Raw genomic sequence first — 22,690 nt, forward strand, 5'->3', positions numbered from 1 at the left:
GGCAGAGATTGTGAGTACTCGCGTCTCCGCTGGCGGTCGGGGCGGGTCACGATGCGTCCTCGTAGTCTCTGGCGTAGATTTCGTCGATCTCGTCGGCGAAGCGCTCCAAGATGTTCCGACGCTTTTTCTTCATCGTCGGGGTGAGCAGGTCGTTGTCCTCGGTGAACTCCTCGGGGACGATCCGGTACTGCTTGATCTGCTCGTAGGGCTCGAACCGCTCGTTGACCTCCTCGACCGCCTCGTCGATCCACGCCCGGACGCGGTCGTCCCGACAGAACGCCCGGCGCTCCTCGGGGAGTTCGATCCCCTCCTCGTCGGCGCGGGCCCGCAGGGTCTCGACGTTCGGCACCAGGATGGCCGAGACGAACTTCTGGCCGTCGCCGACCACCATGCACTGCTCGACGACGTCGCTCGCGGCGAACGCGTCCTCGATGGGCCCCGGCGCGACGTTCTTGCCGGTCGAAAGCACCAACAGCTCCTTGGCGCGCTCACGGAACGCGATGTAGTCGTCGGGGCGCAGTTCCACCACGTCGCCGGTGCGCAACCACTGTTGGTCGGACGACTCGCCGCTCTCGTCGCCCGCGGACGGGCCGTCCGTGAACGCCCGTTCGGTTTCCTCGGGGAGTTGCCAGTAGCCGTCGGTGACGTTCGGTCCCCGCACGAGGAGTTCGCCGACCTCGCCCTCGGCGTCCTCGAAGGTCTCGCCAGAGACCACCGACTCGTCGACTCGGACCTCGGCGTCGACGACCGGCGGGCCGATGGTGCCGACCTTCGGCTCCTCGGGCGGGTTGACCGCGATGACCGGGGAGGTCTCGGTCAGCCCGTACCCTTCGAGGATCGGAAGCCCCATCCCGTGATACAGCGCACACAGCTCGGGCGAGAGGCTCCCCCCGCCGCTGATGAGAAAGTCGACGTTCCCGCCGAGCCCCGCACGGACTTTCCGGAAGACGAGCCGGTCGGCGACCGCCCGCTTCGCGCGCAACACCGGCCCCGGCGACTCGGTCTCGAAGTACTCTCGGCCGACGTCGGTCGCCCACTCGAAGAGTCGCTCGCTGATCGGCGAGGACTCGGCCTGCTCGCGGATGGCGTCGTAGATGCGCTCGTACACCCGCGGGACGCTGGTGCCGGTGGTCGGTCCGACCGCCTGAAAGTCCTCCCGGAGGGTGTCGGGGCTCTCGGCGTAGGCGACCGTCGCGCCCGCCGCGAACATCATGAAATGGCCCGCGAGCCGTTCGAGGACGTGGGCCAGCGGGAGAAACGAGACGGTGCTCGCCGTCTCGTCGAGGACCGGCACGTCGTCGTCCTTGTCGGGGCGGGGACCGAACCGCTTGTAGCACTGATTGACGTTCGACCGGAAGTTCCAGTGAGTGAGCCGGACTCCCTTCGGGGTGCCGGTGGTCCCGGAGGTGTAGATGAGCGTCGCGAGGTCCGCCGGGTCGCGGGCGTCGAGCCACGACTCGTAGTCGGCCTCGTCGAACGCCGCCTCGCCGCGCTCGTACACGTCGCCGAGCGTCAGCACGTCGAACGCCGCGTCGTCGGGGGCGTCGCCGGCCGCGCCGTCGAGCAGGACCGCGAACTCCAGATCGAGGTCGTCCTGGACCGAGACGACGCGATCGAGCAGGTCCGGGTTCTCGACGACGACGCCCGACGCGTCGGGGTCCCCGAGGAGGTGTGCGACCTGCCTCGGCGACGACCCCCGGTACACCGTGGTCACGACCGCGCCGGCGGCGAGCAGTCCGAAGTCACACTGGGCCCACTCCATCCGGGTCGCCGAGAAGATGCCGACCCGGTCGTCGGCGCCGACGCCGAGGTCGCGAAAGCCCGCCGCGAGCGACCGGACGATCTCCCGCATCTCCGCGTAGGAGATCGCCCGGAACTCGCCGTCGGGCGCCGCGGGGAGCGCCGTCCCGACCAGCGATCGGTCGTAGACGCCGCCCTTGTACTGCTGGGCCGGCCGGTTCGAATTTCTGGCGGCGCTCTCCTCGAACATCCGGGGGAGCGTCGACCGACCGACCACCTCGTCCTCGTACGCCCGTTCCGCGTCACGCCACTCCATACCGTCCTCTCAGACGCCCGGGACATTAAGCTACCTCCGAACGTCCCGAACGTTCATTCGGGTTTATTCGCCGCCCGTGAGAGTCGACGCGACGGCGACCCCCGGCGTCGCGAGCCCCGACGCGTCGCCGACTCAGTCCTCGCGACCGCGGAGGTACGTCAGCACGCCTCGGACGTTCATCGCGGTCTCGCCCCGGGCCTTGCGCTCGCCCCACACCGCGTCCATCTCGGTGCGGTCGGCGAAAAACGCCTCGGTCGCCTCGCCGTCGCCGAGTTCGTCGTATTTCTGCTCGACCGACTCGACCCACTCGGTCAGCACCGCCTCGTACTCGTCCATCGCGCCCTCGCGGTACTCGCGGGGACCGAAGTGAGTGTACAGCAGGGTCTCGGGGTCGAGGTCCCGGACGGTTTCGAGGTCCGCGAGGCAGGCGTCGAGATCGAAGTTCGGCGGCGGCGACGTCTCGCGGATCTCGCCCAGTTCGGGCACCCAGATGCCGGCGGCGTCGGCGGTGAAGACGGCGTCGTCGCCCGGATCGTGGAAGATCACCTGATGGGGCGCGTGGCCCGGCGCGTGATAGACGTCGAGGCGGTGGTCGCCGAGGTGGATCTCGTCGCCCGCCTGAAGCGCCACGAGGCGGTCCTCGGGCACGGGGTCGGGTTCGACGTAAAACTCCCACTGGTCGCCGACCGCGGCCTTGGTCCCCTCGACGAGTCGCCCGGGGTCGGCGAGGTGGGACGCGCCGATCTCGTGGACGTACACCTCGGCGTTCGGACACGCCTCCGCGAGAAACCCCGCCCCGCCGGCGTGGTCGAGGTGGACGTGAGTCGGGGCGATGACCGCCACCTCTTCGCGGGCGATCGACAGCTCGTCGAGCGCGTCGAGGATCACCTCGTGGTGCGTGCCGATCCCCGTCTCCACGATCGCGGGCCGGGCGGCGTCGTAGATGTAGACCGCGCCGTACTCGTCGGTGTCGTACATGCCGGTGTCGAGGTAGTAGAGATCCGAACAGCTACCCGTCGTCACCTCGCGGAGGTCGCCTCGTGCCATGGCCGTGAGTGGGTCCGGACGGGACAAAAGCGGTTCGCCCGCCGACAGTCAGTGGAGTTCCCGGCCCGCCTCGTCACTCGGTGTCTCACGAACGATACGGTTTTTTGCCGGGAGGGGGATGAAACGAGTAGGAATGCTCGACCGGAACTACATCCGCGAGAACCCCGACGAGGTCCGGACCGCGCTCGAACAGAAGGGCGTGGCCGACGTGGACTTCGACCGGATTCTCGAACTCGACGAGGAGTGGCGCGAACTCAAGGCCCGCGGCGACGATCTGCGCCACGAGCGCAACGAGGTCAGCACCGAGATCGGCGAGCTCAAGCAGGCCGGCGACCACGAGCAGGCCGAGGCGGCCATCGAGCGCTCCCAGGAACTCAAAGGCGAGATCGAAACCGTCGAGGAGCGGGCGGCCGACCTCGCCGAGACCCTAGAAGACGAACTGCTCCGACTCCCACAGATTCCCCACGAGGAGGTGCCGGTCGGCGACAGCGAGGACGACAACGTCGAGCGCCGCCGTGAGGGGTTCGAGGACCTGCGCGACCTCCCCGAGACGATAACGCCCCACTACGAACTCGGCGAGGACCTCGACATCATCGACGAGGCCCGGGCGGCCAAGACGACCGGGAGCGGCTTCTACTTCCTGAAGGGCGAGGGCGCCCAGTTGGAGTACGCACTGCTCCAGTTCATGCTCGATCTCCACCGCGAGCAGGGGTACGTCGACCTGTTCCCGCCGATCCCGGTCAACAGCGAGTCGATGACCGGCACCGGCCAGCTCCCGAAGTTCGCCGAGGACGCCTACAAGCTGGAGGGCGAGGACCTCTGGCTCTGCCCGACCGCGGAGGTGCCGGTCACCAACATGTACCGCGACGACATCCTCTTGAAGGACGACCTGCCGGTCAAACATCAGGCCTACACCCCCAACTTCCGGCGCGAGGCGGGCGAGCACGGCACCGAGACGCGAGGGATCGTCCGGGTCCACCAGTTCAACAAGGTCGAGATGGTCAACTTCGTCGAGCCCGAGACCAGCTACGAGGCGTTCGACCGGCTGGTCGACGAGGCCGAAGAAGTCCTCCGGCGGCTCGATCTCCCCTACCGGATCCTGGAGATGTGTACCGCCGACCTCGGGTTCACGCAGGCCAAGAAGTACGACATCGAGGTGTGGGCGCCCGGCGACGACATGGACGACGGCCCCGAGGAGGGCGGCCGGTGGCTCGAAGTGTCGTCGGTGTCGAACTTCGAGGACTTTCAGGCCCGGCGGGCGGGCCTTCGGTACCGGCCCGAGCGCCACGAGTCGACCGAGTACCTCCACACGCTCAACGGTTCGGGGCTGGCCCTGCCCCGCGTGATGGTCGCGATCCTCGAGTACTACCAGAACGACGACGGCACCGTCACCGTGCCCGAGCCCCTCCGGCCGTACATGGGCGCCACCGAGGTCATCGAGGGCCACGAGCCGATCGGCGAGAGCGCGGTCGGCGCGGGCGAGAAGGAGTAGCCGGTCGGTCCGTCCGACCGTCGGCCCGGCGCGCCGATCAGGTCGTCGTGAGGTAGACGCCGGTCGCCGCGAGCGCGATGCCCGCCGCTTTCCGGACGGTCAGGGGGTCGCCGAGGAAGACGACGCCGAGCAGCGCGCTCCCGACCAGAAACATCCCGAACACCGGCACCACGACGCTGACCGGGCCCTTCCCGAGCGCCTGATAGTACGCGAGGATGCCGACGCTGAGGAACACTCCGGCGGCGTACATGTACACCGCGTTCCCGCCGGTCAGGTACGGGGTCACCGACTCGTCGCGGACGGCGATGACCGCCGCCGCCGACAGCGCGAGCATGCTGTTGGCCACGAGCGCGACGACTGTGCTCGGAATCTCGTTGGTCGCGAGGCTCGCCAGCGGCGTGAACACGGAGTAGCCGACGAGCGCGAGGACTGCCCACGCGAGGTAGTTCATGCCGTCGGTTCGGCCGTCGCGCACCTATGGGTTTGGAAAGCGGTCGGCGACTGCCGGAACCGCGATCCGTGTGTCAGCGCGTGTACGTTCTGATCTCCGCGATGCGTCCCGCCTCGAACGAGAACACGTCGACGAACCCGAACATCGGATCGCCCTCGGCGTCGAACAGCCGACCCTCGACCGCGACGCTCCCGGAGTCGCGACCGCGATCGCCGCCGTCGCCGGACGCGGTCAGCACCGTCGCCACCTCGTGGGACGTGTCCCGATTCGGTCGGCCGTCGCGCATGAACGTCACCAGCGCCTCGCGGCCCTCGATCCGTCGGTCGGGCCGCTCGTGGACCGCCTCGGGCGCGAGCAGGTCCGCCAGCGCCGCGTAGTCGCCCGCGTCGACGGCGTCGTAGTAGGCCAGCGCGGTCGCTTCGCTCATGATCGGTCCGACGGGCCCCGCGCCCATCAATCCCGGCGGTCTTCGTCGCGTTTATCGGGGTCGGTCCAAATGAGGGGAGTATGGACCCGTTCCACGCCGACTACCCGTTTCTCGACGCCTCGCGCGAGGCGGTCCGAGAGGCGGACGTCGGCCTCGCCGAGATGATCGTCTCGGCGAGCGCCGACGGGCGCCACCCCGCGGTCGACCGCGGGGTCCAGCGGGTCGAACGCGCCCTGCTCGACGGGACTGTCGACGTGCCCGACGGCGAGCGCCACCCCGGCGTGCAGGCCGAACTCCTCTCGTACCCGGTCGCCCGAGTGTTAGTCTCGCTTCTGGACGCCCCCGGCGCGGTCGAGAAGTACGCCGACGCCGAGGCCCGGACCGCTTACGAGCGGTTCACCGACGACTTCGCGGCGCTCGGAGAGGGCCAGCGGACCCCGACCGACGGGAAGGTCCCCCGGGCGTACCTCCTGCGGGAGTTCGATCTCGCTCGCGACGTCGAGGTCGCCGACCCCGGGTTCGCGGTCGCGGTCCCCGCCTACCTCCGGCTCGCGGGCGGGTTCGACGGCGACTCGTGGCGGCTCGCCACCCGCGAGGTGGCCGACGGCGCGGTCACGATCGACGAGTCGGAGCTCCACGACCTGCTCCGGGAGGCGGTCCGCGCGCGAGTCGCCGACGGGCTCCCGACCGAGGTCCCCGACGAGATCCGGGAGGGACTGACCGAGGAGGTGGCCGAACTCGAAGACGCCTTCTCGGAGGTGGACGTGGCCCGCGACATCGACGTGCTCGCACCCGGCCAGTTCCCGCCGTGCATGCGGAGTCTCCTCGATCGGGCGCGGGCCGACGAGGAGCTCTCGGCACATTCGCGGTTCGCGCTCGTCGCGTTTCTCGCCAGCGCGGGGGCCGACCCCGACGAGATGCTGGCGCTCTGGGAGGTCGACGACCCGACGGTCGCGACCCGACTCCGCTACCGGGCGGCCCGCGTCGGGGACGACGCCGGCGCGCAGTACGCCCCGCCGTCGTGCGAGACGATGGCCGCCTACGGCGACTGCCCGGTGGCCGACGAGAGCGACCCGACCGCGGACGCCCGGTGTGAGACGATCCGCCACCCGCTGGCGTACTACGAACAGGCCCTAGAGGCGGTCGACGACGTCGAAGACTGGCGCGAGCGCTGATACAGAAGAGACGGGGTCGCTACTCCTGATACGCCATCCAGACGCCGATCCCGGTCATGAGAAGGACGAAGAAGACGATGACGCCGATGACCGCGAGCGCGCCGGTCTCTGTGAGTCCGTTCTCGCCGAAGGTCGTCCCGACGAACGCCAACAGCGCGACGAACAGCCCGACCGCCCCGACGGAGACGGCGATGTCCCGGAGCGTCTCCTGCTCGATGTTCATGGCGGGGGCTTCCGGGGGCACCCGCAAAAGCGCTTCGAAACGACCTTTTACTGCGCTCCGAGGCGGGCTACGGCCGCCTCTCGGCTGGGAAAACCTCGACTCAAACCCGCCATCACCTCCTTCGGGGGTTCCTCGGGGCGCTCGCTCGTCGTGATCCGAGAGAGCGACGCTCTCTCGTCATCACGAAAGGCAGTGCCTTTCGAACGACTACGCTCCTCGTTCGCGGGGGAATCGCCGGTTCGCTCGCTTCGCTCGCTTGCCCCTCGCTTGCGGAACGTGGTGCATCTCACCCCGCGTTCTATGGCGTCAAAGAGCCCTCTAAGTCCAATCTAGTGTTTCCGATAGGTGTAAGACTTAGGGGCGCTCGGACCCTACGTATTCGTACGCGGAATCGACCGCAGACGCGACGAGTGGGGGTCGAAACGCCGATTCTGTCGATCGCGGTCGCCGCACACAAGGTGGGAAGCCCATGGAAAACACAACAGCTTCCGAACGAACGCGCGCACCGCTCGCTCCTGCGCCCGAGGTGACCGACGTCAGGTCCCAGCGGGCCCGCACGGAGCGAATGAACGTCACGCCGCTCGGCGGCGGCGTCTACGAAGTCGAGAGCCAGACGGGAAACACCTACTCGGTCGACCTCCGGGGCGGCCGGTGTACCTGCCCCGATCACACCTTCCGGCAGGTCCGGTGCAAGCACCTCCGGCGGGTCGCGATGGAGGTCACCGAGGGGCTGGTCCCGCCGCCCGGCGAGCGGGCGGTCGCCTGCGAGCACTGCGGCGACGAGCTGTTCGTCCCCGAGGGCGAGCGCGGGCCCTACCTCTGTGAGGAGTGTCGGCTCGGCCCGGGCGAACTCGTCGTCGACCGGGAGACCGACGACCTGCTCGTCGTCGTCGAGACGACCGACCGCCGGGCCGACGAGGTGGACGTGACCGGCCGGGACGTGACCGTCGCCGACTACTCGACAAACGAGGGCTACCGGGCCGACGACGTGGTCGTCGAGGCGATGTACCCGGTGCCGGCCGGGCTCGACGCCGACGACTTCCGGCCCCACCACCTCCGTCACTACTCGTTCCCGCGCGGGCGGCTCGCCCGTCGGGGCGAGTCCACCGAAGGGGGCGGCTCGGACGCCGAAGACCAGTCTGCGCTCGGGGACTTCGAGCCGGCCGCGTAGCACGGCGACCTGTGCGGGTCGGATTTTCTCGCTACCCGTCGAGCGCCGCGGCCGCCTCCTCGACGGAGATGTCGCCGCGTTTCACCGCCGACAGGAGATCGAGCACCGCGGCGTCGTGGTCGTCCTCGCCCGCCTCGCCGAGCGTCGCCTGCTCGGAGTGGCCCACGAGCTCCGGGAAGTCGGTGCCGTCGGCGAGCGCGGTTTCGAGCTTGACCCGGTAGTTGCCGCCGTCGGTGGTGTAGAGCTCGCCGGGGTGGAAAAAGTACCAGTCCTCCCGGTCGAACCGCACGCCGATCCGGGGCTTGGCGCCGAAGTTCCGGCTGAAGTACACAAGCGCCTCGACCTCCTCGCCTGTGAGGTAGATGGGATCGCCCGCGCTCGATTTGGCCTCGATGGCGTAGAACACCTCGCTGTCGCCGGCCAGCACGTCCGGGAGCTCGCGCTCGGTCGCCGACCCGGACGCGGGCGCGCGCATCACCGCGAACCCCGCCTCGTCGAGCCGGTTGACGAGTTCGCGCTCGCGGCGATCCCCCTTGGCGTTCGACATCAGACACCCCCCGAGAGCTCGGTCGCGTCGGTCATATCGAATCGTCGTTCCTTCGGGGTGTTAAGTCCGCCGGGACCGGGGCGGACGATCGGGCGGCCTTACGTCCCGTGCTGCCAGCTCCCCATGTACTCTTCTTGCTCGTCGGACAGATCGTCGTACGCGACGCCCTCGGCGTCGAGCTTGATCTCGGCGATCTCCCGATCGAGGTCGTCGGGAACCTCGTGGACGCCGGCCTCGTACTGGTCGCCCTCCTCGCTCGAACTGTCCGAGGCGCCGTTCTCGACCAGTTCCCGGACGCAGACGGCCTGTACGCCGAAGCTCTGGTCCATCACCTCGACCGGGTGGCCGAGCGCGATCGGGCTGGCGAGGTTCACCAGCCGCCCCTCCGCGAGGACGTTGAGCCGGCGGCCGTCCTGTAGCTCGTACTCTCGGACGCCCTCGCGGGCCTCGCGCTCGTCGACCGCCATCTCGGCGAGCTCGTCGAGGTTGATCTCGATGTCGAAGTGGCCCGCGTTCGCGAGCAGGACGCCGTCGTTCATCCGCTCGAAGTGGTCGGCGGTGATCACGTCGCGGTTGCCGGTGGTCGTCAGGAACACGTCGCCGACCGCGGCGGCCTCGTCCATCGGCATCACGTCGTAGCCCTCCATGTGGGCTTCGAGCGCGCGGCGGGGCTCGACCTCGGTCACGATGACGTTGGCGTTCTGGCCCGCGGCCTTCTTCGCGACGCCCTTCCCGCAGTAGCCGTAGCCCGCGACCACGACGTCTTTGCCCGCCCACGAGAGGTTCGTGGTCATCGCGATGTTCGCCAGCGAGGACTCGCCCGTCCCGTGAACGTTGTCGAACAGTCGCTTCATCGGGGTGTCGTTCACCGCGAACACGGGGTACTCGAGCGCGCCGTCGTCGTCCATCGCGCGCAGGCGGTGGACGCCCGTGGTGGTCTCTTCACAGCCGCCGATGATGGAGTCGATCAGCTCGGGGTAGTCCTCGTGGATGGCCGCGACGAGGTCCATCCCGTCGTCGACCGTGACGGTCGGCTCGTGGGCGATGACCGCCTCGATGGCCTCGTAGTACTCCTCGTCGTCGACCCCGCGCTTGGCGTAGGAGGTGATCTTGGGATGCTCGTCGAGCGCGGCGCTCACGTCGCCGTGGGTCGAGAGGGGGTTGCACCCCGTGACCGCGACGTCCGCACCCGCCTCCGCGAGGGTCTCGACCAGCACCGCGGTCTTGGCCTCGACGTGCATCGCCATCCCGATGCGCTGGCCCTCGAAGGGCTTCTCGGCGTCGAACTCAGCCTGGAGCGCGGTCAGGATCGGCATGTGTTCGCGCGCCCAGTCTATCTTCCGGTGGCCATCTTCGCGAGCAGACTCGATGTCGTCTAACTGCTCGCTGATCGCCGGGTAGTCTACCATGCGCGAACAGAGGGCTACCGCGCCCAAAACGCTACCGAAGCCGGACGCGACCGATCGTCGGTCTCTGGGCGTCGGCGGTCGGATCAGTTACCGTTGCCGTTTCCGTTGTTCCCGGCCGCGTTTCCGTTACCGGGATTGTCGTCGCCGTCTTCGTCCTCGTCGTCGGTCTCTTCTTCGTCGGCGTCAGTCTCTTCTTCGTCGTCGGCGTCCGCGGTCTCGGCGTCAGTCTCTTCTTCGTCGGCGTCAGTCTCTTCTTCGTCGTCGGCGTCCGCGGCCTCAGGCCGTTCTTCGTCGGCGTCCCCGTCCGCGGTCTCGTTGCTCTCGTCGTCGCTGTCGGGACCGGCGTGCTCGGGCGGTCCGCGCTCGTCGTCCTCGTCGTCACCGTCGGGGCCGACGTCGTCGGGCTTCCCGGCGTCCTCGGACGCGTTCCCGACATCGTCGGGCTTCCCGGAGTCGTCGGGTCGGCCCGCGTCGTCGGGCGCGTTCCCGGCGTTGCCCGGGTTGTTGTTCGTGACGAACTCCGAGACCGCCTGTCCGAGGCCGCCGTCGTTGCTCCCGGCGTCGAGCATCTCGGTCACGAACGAGGAGACGAGCTGTCCGAAGCTCCCCGCCTCGTCGTCGGACTCTCCGACGGTCAGGTCGGCCGTCGCCGAACCGGTCGCGCCGTCGGCGGTGGCGGTGATCGCCACGGTCACGTTCTGTCCGGGCGCGGGGAGTTCGACTTCGCCGTCGTCGTCGGTGGTGTAGTTCCCCGCGCCGTCGTACGTGACGTTCGCCGTCGTCGCGTCGACGGTCACGCTCGCGTTCTCGACAGTCGAATCGTTCTGCGTCACGCTCACGGTCGCCTCGCCGTCGTCGTCCTGCTCGATCCCGACGACGAGCGACTCGTTCGCCGTCGCGTCGTTCGCGGCCGCGGCGTTGACGACGCCCGCGGCGGCGAACGCCGACAGGATCAGTACGCCGGCCATCGCGACCGAAAGCAGTCGTTTCTTCGATCTCATGCGCTCGGTGCTACGGGAAACGTCCGATTAAACCCCGATTGCCGTACAATTGGTTCGGACCGTTCACCGCGACGACGAGAGAGCCACAAATCCGCTGAGACGGTTTAAAAATAGTTCTGATCGTTTATCTTTGATCGTTCAACGGCGCGTTTCCGTCGACCTGACAGTGCCGCGAGATCACTCGGCGCGCTCGACCGCCGCGGCCGCTCGCTCCTCGGCCCGGGCCCGAACCGCGTCGGCGTCGAGGGGCAGGACTTCCCGGTCGCGCATCAGCACCTCGCCGTCACAGACGGTGTGGCGCACGTCCGACCCGCGGGCCGCGTAGACGAGGTGGCTCACGAGGTCGTGGCGGGGCGTGAGGTGGGCGGCCGCCAGATCCACGACCGCGAGGTCGGCGTTCGCGCCCGCCTCGATCCGACCGCCGTCGAACCCGAGCAGGTCGGCGCCGCCGAGCGTCGCCATCTCCACGACGCGCTCGGCCGGCACCGCGCTGGCGTCGTTCGCGGCGAGCTTGCCGACCATCGCGGCGTCGCGCATCTCGTCGAACAGGTCGAGGTCGTTGTTCGAGGCCGCCCCGTCCGTCCCGAGCCCGACGCCCACGCCCGCGTCGAGCAACCGCTGGACCGGCGCCATCCCGCTCGCGAGCTTCATGTTCGAGGCCGGACAGTGGACGACGCCCGTCCCGGTTTCGGCGAGCAGTTCGATCTCCGCCTCGTCGACGTGGACGCCGTGGGCCACGAACGCCGAGTCGCCGGTCATCTCACAGTCGCGGGCGTATTCGAGCGGGCGCTCGCCGCGCTCGTCGACGATCGGCTCGACCTCGTCGGCGGTCTCGTTGGCGTGGTAGTGGACCGGCACGTCGGCCGCCCGAGCCTCGGCGGTGTACTCACGGAGGAACGCCTCGCCGACGGTGGTGAGGCTGTGTGGCATGAACGCGGTCCGAACCCGACCGTCGGCCGCCCCGTCGAACTCCCGCGCGACGTCGAGGCTCGTTTCGAGGTCCTCGCGGGCGTCGGCCTCGTCTTTGCCGACCGTGACCACGCCGTGGCCGAGGCGGGCGCGCAGTCCAGCCTCCTCGACGGCCGCGGCGATCTCGGGGACGTGGAAGTACATGTCCGCGAACGCGGTCGTGCCCGACCGGATCATCTCGACGAGCCCGAGTTCGGTGCCGGCCCGGACGTCGTCTCCGGTGAGCGCGGCCTCGACGGGCCAGATGTCCTCCCGGAGCCACGCGTCGAGTTCCTTGTCGTCTGCGTACCCCCGCAGGAGCGTCATCGCGACGTGCGTGTGGGCGTTCACGAGGCCGGGAATCACCAGCGAGTCGCCGGCGTCGAGGCGCTCGTCGCCCGCCGGCACCGACTCGGGATCGCCGACCGCCGCGATCGTCCCGTCGTCCTGATCGACCACCACGTCGGCTCGCTCGACGGTCAGATCGGGTCGGAGGACCCGTCCGCCCGCGATTCGGAGCGTCGTCATGGCTCGGGGTTCACGCGGGCGGCGTGTCAATCCATCGGGTTCGGTCGCGCGGGGCGGTCAGTCCTCGAATCGTCCCCAGAGCCGATCGAGCCGGTCGCCAAGCGGGGGCCGCATCGCGACGAGCGCGGCGAGCCGGCCCGACTCGTAGCTCAGCCGGTGTTCGTCCGCGATCGCTTCGAGCGCCTCGGCGTAGGTCTCGGCGCCGACGCGGTCGACCGCGTCGTCGTCGGCCGCGAAGACGAGTCGCTTGCCGACGGCCGCGAGCGCGACCAGCAGGCCGCCGTACAGCCCGACGAACGGGAGCGTTCCGAGGTCGGCCAGCGCGCTCACGTCGCCCGAGAGGGCGCCGATCGCCACCCCGGCACCGATCAGGACCACGAGGAGTTTGTACTCGCGGTAGTACCGCCGGGCGCGGCCGGCTCGGCTCGCGAGCACGGCCGCGACGACGTCGTCGTCGAACCGGTCGAGCAGGTAGTCGGTGACCAACAGGTGGCGGCGGCCGGGCAGTCCCGCGAGCATCGCCGTCGCGGTCGGATCGCCGTCGAGTTCCATGATCGCGACCGACCGCGGCGAGAGGCCGGCGCGATCTGCGAGCCGGTCGAGCCGGTCGCGCTCGGCGTCGGTCGGGGCCCGGGTCGAGCGAAACAGGCCGACGAGCCGCGGCTGGGCCGCGAGCAGAACCGCGATCGCCGCGACGAGAACGCCCAACAGGGGACCGGTCGCGCGCAGGAGCCCCGACGGGAGGAGGCTCAGCGAGCCGACGGCCGCCACCACGAGACCCAGAAAGACCGCGAGCCACCGCCCGAGCCCGAGCGCGGCGGCGGCCGCCGACAGCTCTGCGTCCCTGAGCGCTCGGACGGACGGGAACGCGCCGAGGTAGCCCGCGACCACGGCGACGACGACGCCGGCGAGCGTCGGAGCCCACGTCAGCACGGCTCCGATCGGCGACGCCGCGAGAAACGGGCTCGCGGCGCGGATCGCGGTATCGGTCAGTTCGAGCGCGTCGGTCGCGAGCGCCGCGAACAGCGCGGCGAGTCCGGTCGCCGGGAGTCCGACGGCCAGCGCCCGGCGGATGCGGGCCATCGCGCGCTTGGGCGGGGCCTTCGTCGCCCACCACGCGACGAGTCGGAGCGCCGCGAACGAGGCGACAGAGACGGCCGCGACCGCCGCCAGCGGACCGACGGACGGGAGGAGCGAAGCCATACGCCGGTCTCGTCAGCCCGCCGCCAAATTCGTTTCCATCGCTCGCGTTCGGCCCGTCTCGCGGTCCCGAACGGCGCGGATGAAAAGGTAGTTGCCCCCGGAGTCCGACAGTGCTCGTATGCGAATCGCCGTCCCGAACAAGGGCCGACTCCACGAGCCGTCGATGGAACTGCTCGAACGCGCCGGGCTCCACGCCGTCGACGGCGCGGACCGCAAGCTCTACGCAGACACGGTCGACCCCGAGGTGAGCCTGCTGTTCGCCCGGGCGGCCGACATTCCCGAGTACGTCAGCGACGGCGCGGCCGACGCCGGGATCACGGGGCTCGATCAGGTCCGGGAGGCCGACCCCGGCAACGTCGAGGAGCTACTCGACCTGGAGTTCGGCCGGTGTCGGCTCGTGCTCGCCGCCCCGGAGGACGGCGACATCGAGGCCGTCGTCGATCTGGCGGGCAAGACCGTCGCCACCGAGTTCCCCAACGTCGCCCGGCGGTACTTCGACGAGCAGGGGGTCGACCCCGACATCGTGGAGGTCAGCGGCGCGACCGAACTCACGCCCCACGTCGAGATGGCCGACGCCATCATCGACATCACCTCCACGGGCACCACCCTCAAGGTCAATCGGCTCGCGGTCGTCGACGAGGTGCTGTCGAGTTCGGTCTACCTGTTCGCCCGCGAGGACGCGGTCGACGACCCGAAGGTCGAACAGGTCGTGATGGCGCTCCGGTCGGTGCTGTCGGCCGACGGCAAGCGCTATCTGATGATGAACGCGCCCGAAGACCGCCTCGACGAGGTCCGGGACGTGATCCCGGGACTGGGCGGCCCGACCGTGATGAACGTCGAGGGCGAGACCGACGGCGACGAGACGGTCGCGGTCCACGCGGTCGTCGACGAGCGCGACGTGTTCGAGACCATCAACGATCTCAAGTCGGTCGGCGCGAGCGGGATCCTCGTCACCGAGATCGAGCGACTGGTGGAGTGACGCCGAGTCGGGAGGTCACGTCGGGGCGGTCGAGAGCAGTCGCACGAGATTGAAGATCGTGATGCCGAGGATCGCGCTCAGGGTGTAGTGGGCGACCGCGACCAGCCCCGCAGTCCGGTACCGGAGCCGGTAGATCGCCCGGATGGCGAAAAAGTCCGCGGCGAGCGCGAGGACGATGATGACGCCCGGGTTCTGGTAGGCCTGGAGGGCGAACGAGATCACCGCCGGGACGACTCCGACCGCGAGCGCCCGGACGAACGGGACGCCCCCGAGCACGTATCGGGCGGCGAGGTGGGCGGTTACGGCGTAAAACAGCACGGTCAACAGGAACGTACCGACCAGTGCGACGACCGGGACTGCCATGTTCGGACCTTGGACGCGGACGGTTTGTGACTGCCGGTTCGGCGCGGTCGCGCCGGCCGACCGTCGGGGGAGCGCGACGCCACAGAAAGGAGTCGTGAACCGTTCGGTCGGGCGCGCTATTCGAGCAGGCCGAGGTCTTCGAGTCGCGAGACGATCTTGTCGACCGCCTGCTCGGCGTCTTCGGGCTTCTTGCCGCCGGTGATCACGAGCTTGCCCGACCCGAACAGGAGCGCGACGACTTCCGGTTCGTCGAGCCGGTAGACGAGACCGGGGAACTGCTCGGGCTCGTACTCGATGTTCTCCAGGCCGAGGCCGATCGCGATGGCGTTGAGGTTGAGGTTGCGACCGAGGTCCGCGGAGGTCACGATGTTCTGGACGACGATCTCGGGGTCCTCGTTCACGTCGATCTGGAGCTCTCGGAGCTTGTCGAAGACGATCTCGAGGCTCTCGTGGACGTCGGCGGTGCTCTTGGCGCCGGTACAGACGATCTTGCCCGACCGGAAGATGAGCGCCGCGGACTTGGGGTTCTGGGTCCGATAGACGAGACCGGGGAACTGCTCCGGGTCGTAGTCGGCGCCTTCCAGGTCCATGGCCACGCTCTGGAGGTCGAGTTCCTGCCCGATTCCGGTGGAGGCGACCACGTTTTCAATGTTGATGGTCTCCTTTGGGTCGGTCATATGCGACTTAAATGTCGTATTTAAGGCTTATAAAGGTTGGTACTCCCCACTGACACGTCGATTGCCGGTTTTTATGCTCCCGCGGAGGACGAAAGCCGAAACCCCCAAGTCGGGAGACCGACTCCGATAGCCCGTGTACGCCCTGGAGTTCGCCGGAGAGGACGATCGGTTCGCCGCCGCCGAGGCCGCCAGCGCAGCGACCGGCGTCGAGGTGATCGCGCCGGGGGTGGCGACCGCGACGACGGTCACCGACCGGGTTCGGAACCTCGCCTACACCCGCCGCGCGATCGAGGTGGTCGGGCGGACCGACGCCAGTGTGGCGTCGGCCCGGACGCTCGTGGACGCCGCCGGCCTCGACCGCGAGGGCACCGTCGCGGTCCGAGCCCGGACCGTCCGCGACACCGCCGAAGTCGACACCCAGCGCGCCGAGCGCGCGCTCGGACAGGCGCTCGTCGATCGGGGCTACGCGGTCGACCTCGACGACCCGGACCACGAGCTCCGGGCGGTGTTCGCCGGGGAGACGTGCGTTGTGGGGTGGCTCGAAGCCGAGAGCGTGCGCGACTACGGGACCCGCAAACCGACCGACCGGCCCTTCTTCCAGCCCGGCGGGATGGACCCGCTGTTGGCGCGCGCACTGGTCAACGTCGCCGGCGCGCGGCCCGGCGCGACGGTGCTCGATCCGATGTGTGGCACCGGCGGCGTGCTCATCGAGGCCGGGCTCGCGGGCGCGAGCGCCTACGGCGCCGACGCCCAGCGCAAGATGGCCCGGGGCGCGGCCCGGAACCTCGATCGGTATCTCGGCGCCGACGACCGGGCGACGGGCGAGTGGGCGACCGTGCAGGGCGACGCGACCCACCTCCCGTTCCCCGACGGCGCGATCGACGCCGTCGTGTTCGACGCCCCGTACGGCCGCCAGTCGAAGATCGCTAACCTCGATCTCGACGACCTCGTTGCGGGCGCGCTCGCGGAGGCTCGCCGGGTGGCCGACCGCGCGGTCGTGGTCGGCGACCGGTCGTGGGCGAGCGAGGCCCGCGACGTCGGCTGGACCGTCGAAGCCGAATTCGAGCGCCGAGTCCACCGATCGCTGGACCGACACGTCGTCGTGCTCGACGGCGAGTCGGGGCCCCCGTGATCGACGGTTACAGCGAGACCTCGACCGACCGGTCGTCTCCGAGGCCCGAGACGTGGAGGATCGCCCGCCCGGGGCCGTCCGCCTCGACGTCGATGCGGCCCGTGAACGAGGCTTTCATGCCGGCGAGGAAGCTGTCGACGTTGGTCCCGATGTCGGCGCTGGTGTCGAGCGCGCAGACGCCGACCGCCTCGTTGCGCCGGAGTTGGCTGAGCAGATTCGAGTTGAGAAACCGGTAGACCGACCGCGTGTCGTCGACCGCGGCGCAGATGCTCGAACACAGCAGGATACCCGCGCGGAGCCGACCGGTCGTCGCCTGAGAGTCGGCCACCAGCGTCGAGAACTGCATCCCGAGCCCCGTCAGGTCGGCGATATCGTCGACGCCGGTGACGTTCTCGGCCGCGTCGGGGCCGGCGCAGGTGAGGACCGCCGACCGATCGCTGGCGCCGTCGGCCGCGCCGTCGAGACCGCGGTTGACCGCTCGACCGGAGGCCTCGGTCGCCAGCACGAGCGAGCGCTCGTCCTCCCGGGCGGCGACGAGCCGGTAGAAGACCGATTCGAGGAGGTCAGTGTCGTCGCCGGTCAACAGGACGCTCGTCCCGTCCTCGAACGCGGCCAGCGGGAGATTCGGGATCTCGAACTGGGCCGTCTCGGTGAGGCTCATGGCGCCACCTCCGCGTCGGAGGCCTCCAGAAGCGACTGACGGAGTTCGAGGATCTCCATCGCGGTCTCGGCGAACTGCTGGAGTTGCGCCCGCTGTTCGGGGGAGTACGACCGGCGCTCGTGGTCGATGAGACACACCTGCCCGATGGTCTGGCCCTCCGGGGTCGTCATGTTCGCGCCGGCGTAAGAGACGATTCCGAGGTCGTGGAGCTGTTGGTTCTGGGCGAAGCGCTTGTCCTCGCTGATGTCCTCGACGACCATCACGTCCTCCTGGAGCATGCTGTGGGTGCAGATCGTCTCCTCGCGGGTGATCGAATCCCAGTCGCCGCCCGTACAGGCGAGGATGTCTTCTTCCTGCTCGTCGATGAGACCGATGAACGCGACCGCGGTGTCGAAGTGGCTCGAAATGAGGTCCGTCAGGCGGTCGAAGCTCTCCTCGATCGGGAGGTCGTCGACATCGTAGGAGTCGAGCGCCGCGAGCCGGGAGTCCTCGTCGTCGGGGACGAGGAACCCGACCTGTGCGCTGTGAGCGATGACGTCGTCCACCACGAACCCGAGTCGGTCGGCCGCGTCGGGGAGGTCCCGGTTGAGGTACTCGACGATGGCGTCCTCGAACGACGCGGTGTCGATGTCGCTCGGAGAGACGTCTGTGTAGAGGACGCAGGGCGTCTGCGGTGCGTGATCGCGGATCGCGTCGACGACGTCGAGACCCGTGCCGTCCGACAGTTCGTACTCGGTCACGACCGCCGCGACCGACTCGGTGTCGAGAAACGCGGTGGCCTCGGCCACCGAGGTCCGGGCGATCGGAGCGAGATCGGCCTCTTCGTCGAGCGCCGCCGCCATATCCTCGACATCGTCGTCCGCGCCGATGCAGAGAACGGTCTGGTCTACCATTTAACGAGGCCTTCGACTCCGCTAGTATAATTCTTCGTTCCCAATTATCAGAAGTAAGATTCAACCGCCGGTTGGCCGAAGAGTAGCCGTAGGACGACCGGCGTTCACTTAGGGAACGCGGGCGCCGCCGCGCTCACGCCTCGGTGGCCGCCCCGAGTTCCGCGAGCAGGTGGCCGACGTGGACCCGGTCGCTGGTCCCGTCGGCGAGATCGGCGTCGATCTCGCCGGCGAGCACCGTCAACTCCGCGAGGTCGTCGCCGGCGTATCGCCCCGAGTGAGCCAGATCGAGGATCTCGTGGAGCACCTCCTCGCCGCTGTACCCCTCGTCGACCAGCAGGTCGTCGAGCGTCTTGCGGGCGTCCTGAAACTCCCCGGCCTCCGCGGCGTCGAGCATCTCCTCGACGTCGCTCTCGACGCCGACGTCCCGGAGGACCTCGAAGGCGGCCGTCCGGGTGAGTTCGCCCTCTGTCTCGACGGTGGTCTGGGCGCCGAGGATGGCCTCCCGGAGGTCGCCCTCGGCGTAGCCGGCGACGAACTCCAGGCCCTTGCGGTCGTACTCGACGCCCTCGGCCTCGACGATGCGTTCGAGGACCGCCACGATCTCGTCGGGAGTCGGGGCCCGAACCGCGACCGGGAAACACCGGGACTTGATCGGCGGGATGAGCTTCGTGGGCTGGCGAGTGGTGATGACGAACTGGGTCGCCTCGTGGTGGCGCTCCATCACCCGCCGGAGCGCCTGCTGGAAGTCCTCGCGGATGGCCTCGGCGTTGTCGAGCACGACGGTCTTGTACGCCCCCGAGACCGGCGAGTAACTCGCCGACTCCTTGAGAACGTGGTTGATGAGGTCGGCTTTCGAGGAGTTTCGCCGGCGCTTGCTGTCGATGAACGACGCGAACCGCGGGTCCGACGCGATCTCCTTTTTCGTCATCCCGAAAAAGTCCGCGACGTTGATCTCGACGAGGTCGTTGTCGGGGTCCTCGTGGGCCTCGCGGGCCAGCGCCCGGACCGCGGCGGTCTTGCCCGCGCCGGAGGGCCCGTACAGCACGAGGTTGATCGGCTCCTCGACGGCCTTCTGGAGGTACTCCCTGACCTCGGCCTGCGGCAGGTCGGCGAGGTCGGGCGCGTACGTCTCGGTCCACAGCGGCGCGTCCATTACCCGCGAGTAGGGAGCCAGCAGGTAAGAATCGGTCGGTTGCTCGCGGCGGCGAAAAGAGAGGCGCCGGTCGTCAGGCCTCGGATTCGGTCGTCTCAGTCATCGTCTCGACGACGATGGTAGAGGTCTCCTCGGTTTCAGTCGGCGTCTCGGTCTCGACGACTTCGGTCGTCTCCTCGTGTTCGGTCGGCGTCTCGGTCTCTGCGACCTCGGTCGTCTCCTCGGCGGTCGGTTCGTTCAGCGCGATGATCCCCAGTTCACCGAACTCGTCGGTGTAGACGCCGTGGATGTACTCGCCGGCCGCAAGTTCGGACGTGTCGATCTCGAAGGTCACGGTCGTCTCGTCGTCGGCCGCGATCGTGACGGCCTTACTCTCGACGACGTCGCCTTCGAGGCGGAAGGCCACGTCCTGACTGGCTTCGACGTCGTTCGGGTTGGTCACGACGGCGCTCACGGTGATGGTGTCGCCGACCTCAGCGCTCTCGGGGGCGTCGAGTTCCGAGACGTCGAACGATTCGAGATCGGCCTCGGTCGTCTCTTCGACTTCTTCCTCAGTCGTCTCTTCTGCCTCGGTCGTCTCCTCGGCTTCCTCTTCAGTTGTCTCTTCTGCTTCCTCTTCGGTTGTCTCCTCGGCTTCCTCTTCAGTTGTCTCTTCTGCTTCCTCTTCAGTTGTCTCTTCTGCTTCCTCTTCAGTCGTCTCCTCGGCTTCCTCTTCGGTTGTCTCCTCAGCTTCCTCTTCAGTCGTCTCTTCTGCCTCGGTCGTCTCTTCGACTTCTTCCTCAGTCGTCTCCTCTGCCTCGGTCGTCTCCTCGGCTTCCTCTTCCGTCGTGGTCTCGGTCTCCATCTCGGCGGGCGGCGCGGGCATCTCCATGTCCTCGGGCGCCGTGATCACGAACGTGACGTTCTCGACGGTCACGTCCTCGATGACGAACCGGACCGTTTCGAGATCCTGCGAGAGGTTCTCCTGCAGTTGCTCTTGGACCTCCTCGGGGTCCTGAGTCGTGAGTTGCTGCTGGTCGGTCATCTGAGCCTGCTGTTGCATCAGCTCGGAGAGGTTGATCTCGACGCGGCGGTCGACGATCGTGATGTCGCTGACGGTCTCGGTCCGGTCGGGAGTCTCCTCGTCGCCGGCGACGAACGACCAGCGGTCGATGTTCATCTGCTCGATTTTGAACACGAGCTGCTGCTGTTCGCTCGGCTCCTCGGCGGGCTCTTCAGTCTCTGTTTCGGCCGGCTCTTCAGTCTCTGTTTCGGCCGGCTCTTCAGTCTCTGTTTCGGCCGGCTCTTCAGTCTCTGTTTCGGCCGGTTCCTCGGTCTCAGTCTCCACCGGCTCCTCTGTCTCAGTCTCCACCGGCTCCTCTGTCTCAGTCTCCACCGGCTCCTCTGTCTCAGTCTCGGTCTCGGCGGGCTCTTCCGCACCGACGCTCACGGTCGCCTGCGCGACCACGGGCTCGTCGTCAGCGACGTACGGGCCGTCGGCCCCACCGCTGGCGATCACGAAGTCGTAGACCTCGTTCTCGTTCGTGTCGTAGTGCGGCATGGCGATGAGCGTCTGAGTCTCCTCGATGGGCCGGGCGAGCGTGACGGTCACGTTCTCGTGGGTTCCCGGTTCGAGGTAGACGGAGTTGCCGACGACGCTACCGAGAGCGTCGCCCTCGAGGAGCGTCTCGTCGTGAATCGCGACGAAGCCGCCCTCGTCCATCGTCACGGAGTCGATGACGATCTGCTCGCCGTCGGACTCCTGATCGTTGATCGTGACGCTCGCCGCGGCTTCCGCCGCCGCGGTGGTCTCTTCGCCGGCCGACTCAGTCGTCTCTTCGTCGACTGCTTCGGTCGTCGGTTCCTCTGTCGTCTCCTGTAACGCGTCTGTTGCCCCCACAGCCGTACTTCCGGTATCCGTCGCCGCGAGTGATACCGCTGTCCCGCTCGCGAGGACGAGAAGGACGGCCATGAACACAGCGCTAATAGTCTTTGTGTCGCGTGTCATTGTAACCCCCAGTCCGCACGAAAGCGAACGACGAGACCGCGAATAAACGGAAACGACTGTTCACACGCGTAACAGCGAGATACGACCGGGTAGGCAGGGAGTATTCGAGAGTTCCGCGAGCGTGCGCGCGGTCGTAACGCGTTGTTTCCACCGATTCAATCTGTCCGATGCGGGGGCCGTTTCGAAGGCGCTTTCCGCGTCGTCGCCGTACCTCCGCCGAGGATGTCGATGCGAGTGACCTTTCTCGGAACCGGCGGGGCAGTGCCGACGACAGAGCGGAATCTGAGCGCCGTCATGGTAAACCGGGAGGGCGACCGGTTGCTGTTCGACGCCGGCGAGGGGACCCAGCGACAGATGATGCGGTTCGGGACCGGGTTCACGGTCTCGGACGTGTTCGTCACCCACCTCCACGGCGACCACGTACTCGGGCTCCCGGGGCTCGTCCAGACGTGGGACTTCAACGACCGGGAGGCCCCGCTCACCGTCTACGCGCCCGCGGGGACCGAGGCCGAGATCGAGTCGCTCGTCCACGCCGCGGGCAACCAGCCGTCGTATCCGGTCCACGTCTACGGCGTCGAACCCGGGGAGGTCGCGGTCCGACGCGACGACTACGAGGTCCGGGCGTTCCGCACCGACCACGACGCCAACTCGATCGGCTACGCGCTCGTCGAGGACGACCGCAAGGGGCGGTTCGATCGCGAGCGCGCCGAGGAGCTCGGGGTCCCCGTCGGCCCGGCGTTCTCTCGGCTCCACGACGGCGAGCCGGTCGAGCTCGAGGACGGCACCGTCGTTCGGCCCGAGCAGGTCGTCGGCGACCCCCGGCCCGGCCGCCGGTTCGTCTACACCGGCGACACTCGACCGAGCGACGACGTCGCGGCGGTCGCCGAGGGCGCCGACATGCTGGTCCACGAGGCCACCTTCGCCGACGATCGGATCGAGCGCGCGCGAAAGACCGGCCACTCGACCGCGCGCCAGGCCGCCGAACTCGCCGCCGAGGCCGGCGTCGTCCGGCTCGCGCTCACCCACATCTCCTCGCGGTACGGCGGGGACGTCTCCGACCACCTCCGAGAGGCCCGCGAGGCGTTCGACGGCGAGGCGTTCGTCCCCGAGGACGGCGAAGTCCGGGAGGTTCCGTTCCCCGACGCGTAGCTGGTTTTATTTCGCCTC

22 protein-coding genes are annotated in these 22,690 nt (G+C 68.7%); 6 read left to right on the top strand and 16 right to left on the bottom strand.

Annotated elements, in window-relative coordinates; all coding sequences use genetic code 11:
* Positions 1 to 46 precede the first annotated feature (46 nt).
* Both EPL04_RS09140 and EPL04_RS09145 read right to left on the bottom strand, forming a co-directional pair.
* Positions 47 to 2,056, bottom strand: coding sequence for an AMP-dependent synthetase/ligase (locus EPL04_RS09140; protein ID WP_134671035.1), 2,010 nt, complete (start codon positions 2,054 to 2,056; stop codon positions 47 to 49).
* Positions 2,057 to 2,188: 132 nt separating this feature from the next.
* A complete protein-coding gene (locus EPL04_RS09145; protein ID WP_134671036.1) occupies positions 2,189 to 3,103 on the bottom strand; it encodes an MBL fold metallo-hydrolase in 915 nt (304 codons plus the stop codon).
* 133 nt (positions 3,104 to 3,236) lie between these two features.
* Between EPL04_RS09145 and serS the strand changes: the two genes are divergently transcribed.
* A complete protein-coding gene (gene serS / locus EPL04_RS09150; RefSeq protein WP_134671220.1) occupies positions 3,237 to 4,595 on the top strand; it encodes a serine--tRNA ligase in 1,359 nt (452 codons plus the stop codon).
* Between the two features lie 37 nt (positions 4,596 to 4,632).
* Here serS and EPL04_RS09155 read toward each other — a convergent pair whose 3' ends face one another.
* Together EPL04_RS09155 and EPL04_RS09160 are read right to left on the bottom strand one after the other, a co-directional pair.
* Positions 4,633 to 5,046 (bottom strand): EamA family transporter, encoded by a 414-nt coding sequence (locus EPL04_RS09155; RefSeq protein WP_134671037.1) that lies wholly within the window; start codon positions 5,044 to 5,046, stop codon positions 4,633 to 4,635.
* A 73-nt stretch (positions 5,047 to 5,119) separates the two neighbouring features.
* Positions 5,120 to 5,473 (bottom strand): nuclear transport factor 2 family protein, encoded by a 354-nt coding sequence (locus EPL04_RS09160; protein ID WP_134671038.1) that lies wholly within the window; start codon positions 5,471 to 5,473, stop codon positions 5,120 to 5,122.
* An 80-nt stretch (positions 5,474 to 5,553) separates the two neighbouring features.
* On the opposite strand from EPL04_RS09160, the gene EPL04_RS09165 reads away from it, so the two are divergent.
* A complete protein-coding gene (locus EPL04_RS09165; RefSeq protein ID WP_134671039.1) occupies positions 5,554 to 6,648 on the top strand; it encodes a DNA primase large subunit PriL in 1,095 nt (364 codons plus the stop codon).
* A 19-nt stretch (positions 6,649 to 6,667) separates the two neighbouring features.
* Here the strand turns inward: EPL04_RS09165 and EPL04_RS09170 are convergent, their stop codons facing one another.
* Entirely contained in the window at positions 6,668 to 6,871 is a 204-nt protein-coding gene (locus tag EPL04_RS09170; protein WP_134671040.1) for a DUF7472 family protein, read from the bottom strand.
* 469 nt (positions 6,872 to 7,340) lie between these two features.
* Here EPL04_RS09170 and EPL04_RS09175 point away from each other — a divergent pair, with 469 nt between their 5' ends.
* Positions 7,341 to 8,042 (top strand): SWIM zinc finger family protein, encoded by a 702-nt coding sequence (locus EPL04_RS09175; RefSeq protein WP_209019605.1) that lies wholly within the window; start codon positions 7,341 to 7,343, stop codon positions 8,040 to 8,042.
* A 31-nt stretch (positions 8,043 to 8,073) separates the two neighbouring features.
* Here the strand turns inward: EPL04_RS09175 and hjc are convergent, their stop codons facing one another.
* From hjc to EPL04_RS09200, 5 genes are all read right to left on the bottom strand, one after another.
* Positions 8,074 to 8,589, bottom strand: a complete 516-nt coding sequence (hjc, locus tag EPL04_RS09180; protein ID WP_134671041.1) for a Holliday junction resolvase Hjc — start codon at positions 8,587 to 8,589, stop codon at positions 8,074 to 8,076.
* 98 nt (positions 8,590 to 8,687) lie between these two features.
* Positions 8,688 to 9,998, bottom strand: coding sequence for an adenosylhomocysteinase (locus tag EPL04_RS09185; protein WP_134671042.1), 1,311 nt, complete (start codon positions 9,996 to 9,998; stop codon positions 8,688 to 8,690).
* Positions 9,999 to 10,081: 83 nt separating this feature from the next.
* Positions 10,082 to 10,999, bottom strand: coding sequence for a hypothetical protein (locus EPL04_RS09190; protein WP_134671043.1), 918 nt, complete (start codon positions 10,997 to 10,999; stop codon positions 10,082 to 10,084).
* A gap of 177 nt (positions 11,000 to 11,176) precedes the next feature.
* Complete coding sequence (locus tag EPL04_RS09195; protein WP_134671044.1) at positions 11,177 to 12,475, bottom strand: amidohydrolase; 1,299 nt, start codon at positions 12,473 to 12,475, stop codon at positions 11,177 to 11,179.
* A 57-nt stretch (positions 12,476 to 12,532) separates the two neighbouring features.
* Complete coding sequence (locus EPL04_RS09200) at positions 12,533 to 13,678, bottom strand: peptidase (protein ID WP_134671045.1); 1,146 nt, start codon at positions 13,676 to 13,678, stop codon at positions 12,533 to 12,535.
* A 118-nt stretch (positions 13,679 to 13,796) separates the two neighbouring features.
* Here EPL04_RS09200 and hisG point away from each other — a divergent pair, with 118 nt between their 5' ends.
* Positions 13,797 to 14,657, top strand: a complete 861-nt coding sequence (hisG, locus tag EPL04_RS09205) for an ATP phosphoribosyltransferase (RefSeq protein WP_134671046.1) — start codon at positions 13,797 to 13,799, stop codon at positions 14,655 to 14,657.
* A gap of 15 nt (positions 14,658 to 14,672) precedes the next feature.
* Here the strand turns inward: hisG and EPL04_RS09210 are convergent, their stop codons facing one another.
* Entirely contained in the window at positions 14,673 to 15,020 is a 348-nt protein-coding gene (locus tag EPL04_RS09210; protein WP_134671047.1) for a DUF7473 family protein, read from the bottom strand.
* A 116-nt stretch (positions 15,021 to 15,136) separates the two neighbouring features.
* Positions 15,137 to 15,697: a TATA-box-binding protein gene (locus EPL04_RS09215; RefSeq protein WP_134671048.1), complete on the bottom strand. Its 561-nt coding sequence runs from the start codon at positions 15,695 to 15,697 to the stop codon at positions 15,137 to 15,139.
* A 133-nt stretch (positions 15,698 to 15,830) separates the two neighbouring features.
* Between EPL04_RS09215 and EPL04_RS09220 the strand changes: the two genes are divergently transcribed.
* Entirely contained in the window at positions 15,831 to 16,829 is a 999-nt protein-coding gene (locus EPL04_RS09220; RefSeq protein ID WP_134671049.1) for a methyltransferase domain-containing protein, read from the top strand.
* Between the two features lie 7 nt (positions 16,830 to 16,836).
* Here EPL04_RS09220 and EPL04_RS09225 read toward each other — a convergent pair whose 3' ends face one another.
* The 4 genes from EPL04_RS09225 to EPL04_RS09240 form a co-directional block, all read right to left on the bottom strand.
* On the bottom strand, positions 16,837 to 17,490 hold the full coding sequence (locus EPL04_RS09225) for a DUF7504 family protein (protein WP_134671050.1): 654 nt from the start codon (positions 17,488 to 17,490) through the stop codon (positions 16,837 to 16,839).
* The gene (locus EPL04_RS09230) at positions 17,487 to 18,383 is read right to left on the bottom strand and encodes a GAF domain-containing protein (protein WP_134671051.1); all 897 of its coding nucleotides are present in this window, start codon (positions 18,381 to 18,383) and stop codon (positions 17,487 to 17,489) included. Before EPL04_RS09230 ends, EPL04_RS09225 begins: the two co-directional genes overlap by 4 nt.
* Before the next feature lie 133 nt (positions 18,384 to 18,516).
* Positions 18,517 to 19,536, bottom strand: a complete 1,020-nt coding sequence (locus tag EPL04_RS09235; protein WP_134671052.1) for an AAA family ATPase — start codon at positions 19,534 to 19,536, stop codon at positions 18,517 to 18,519.
* Positions 19,537 to 19,609: 73 nt separating this feature from the next.
* Complete coding sequence (locus EPL04_RS09240) at positions 19,610 to 21,415, bottom strand: DUF7282 domain-containing protein (RefSeq protein ID WP_134671053.1); 1,806 nt, start codon at positions 21,413 to 21,415, stop codon at positions 19,610 to 19,612.
* A 330-nt stretch (positions 21,416 to 21,745) separates the two neighbouring features.
* On the opposite strand from EPL04_RS09240, the gene rnz reads away from it, so the two are divergent.
* Positions 21,746 to 22,672, top strand: coding sequence for a ribonuclease Z (rnz, locus tag EPL04_RS09245; RefSeq protein ID WP_134671054.1), 927 nt, complete (start codon positions 21,746 to 21,748; stop codon positions 22,670 to 22,672).
* Positions 22,673 to 22,690 lie beyond the last annotated feature (18 nt).

The sequence above is a fragment of the Halorussus marinus genome, from assembly GCF_004521895.1.
Taxonomy (GTDB): Archaea; Halobacteriota; Halobacteria; order Halobacteriales; family Haladaptataceae; genus Halorussus; species Halorussus marinus.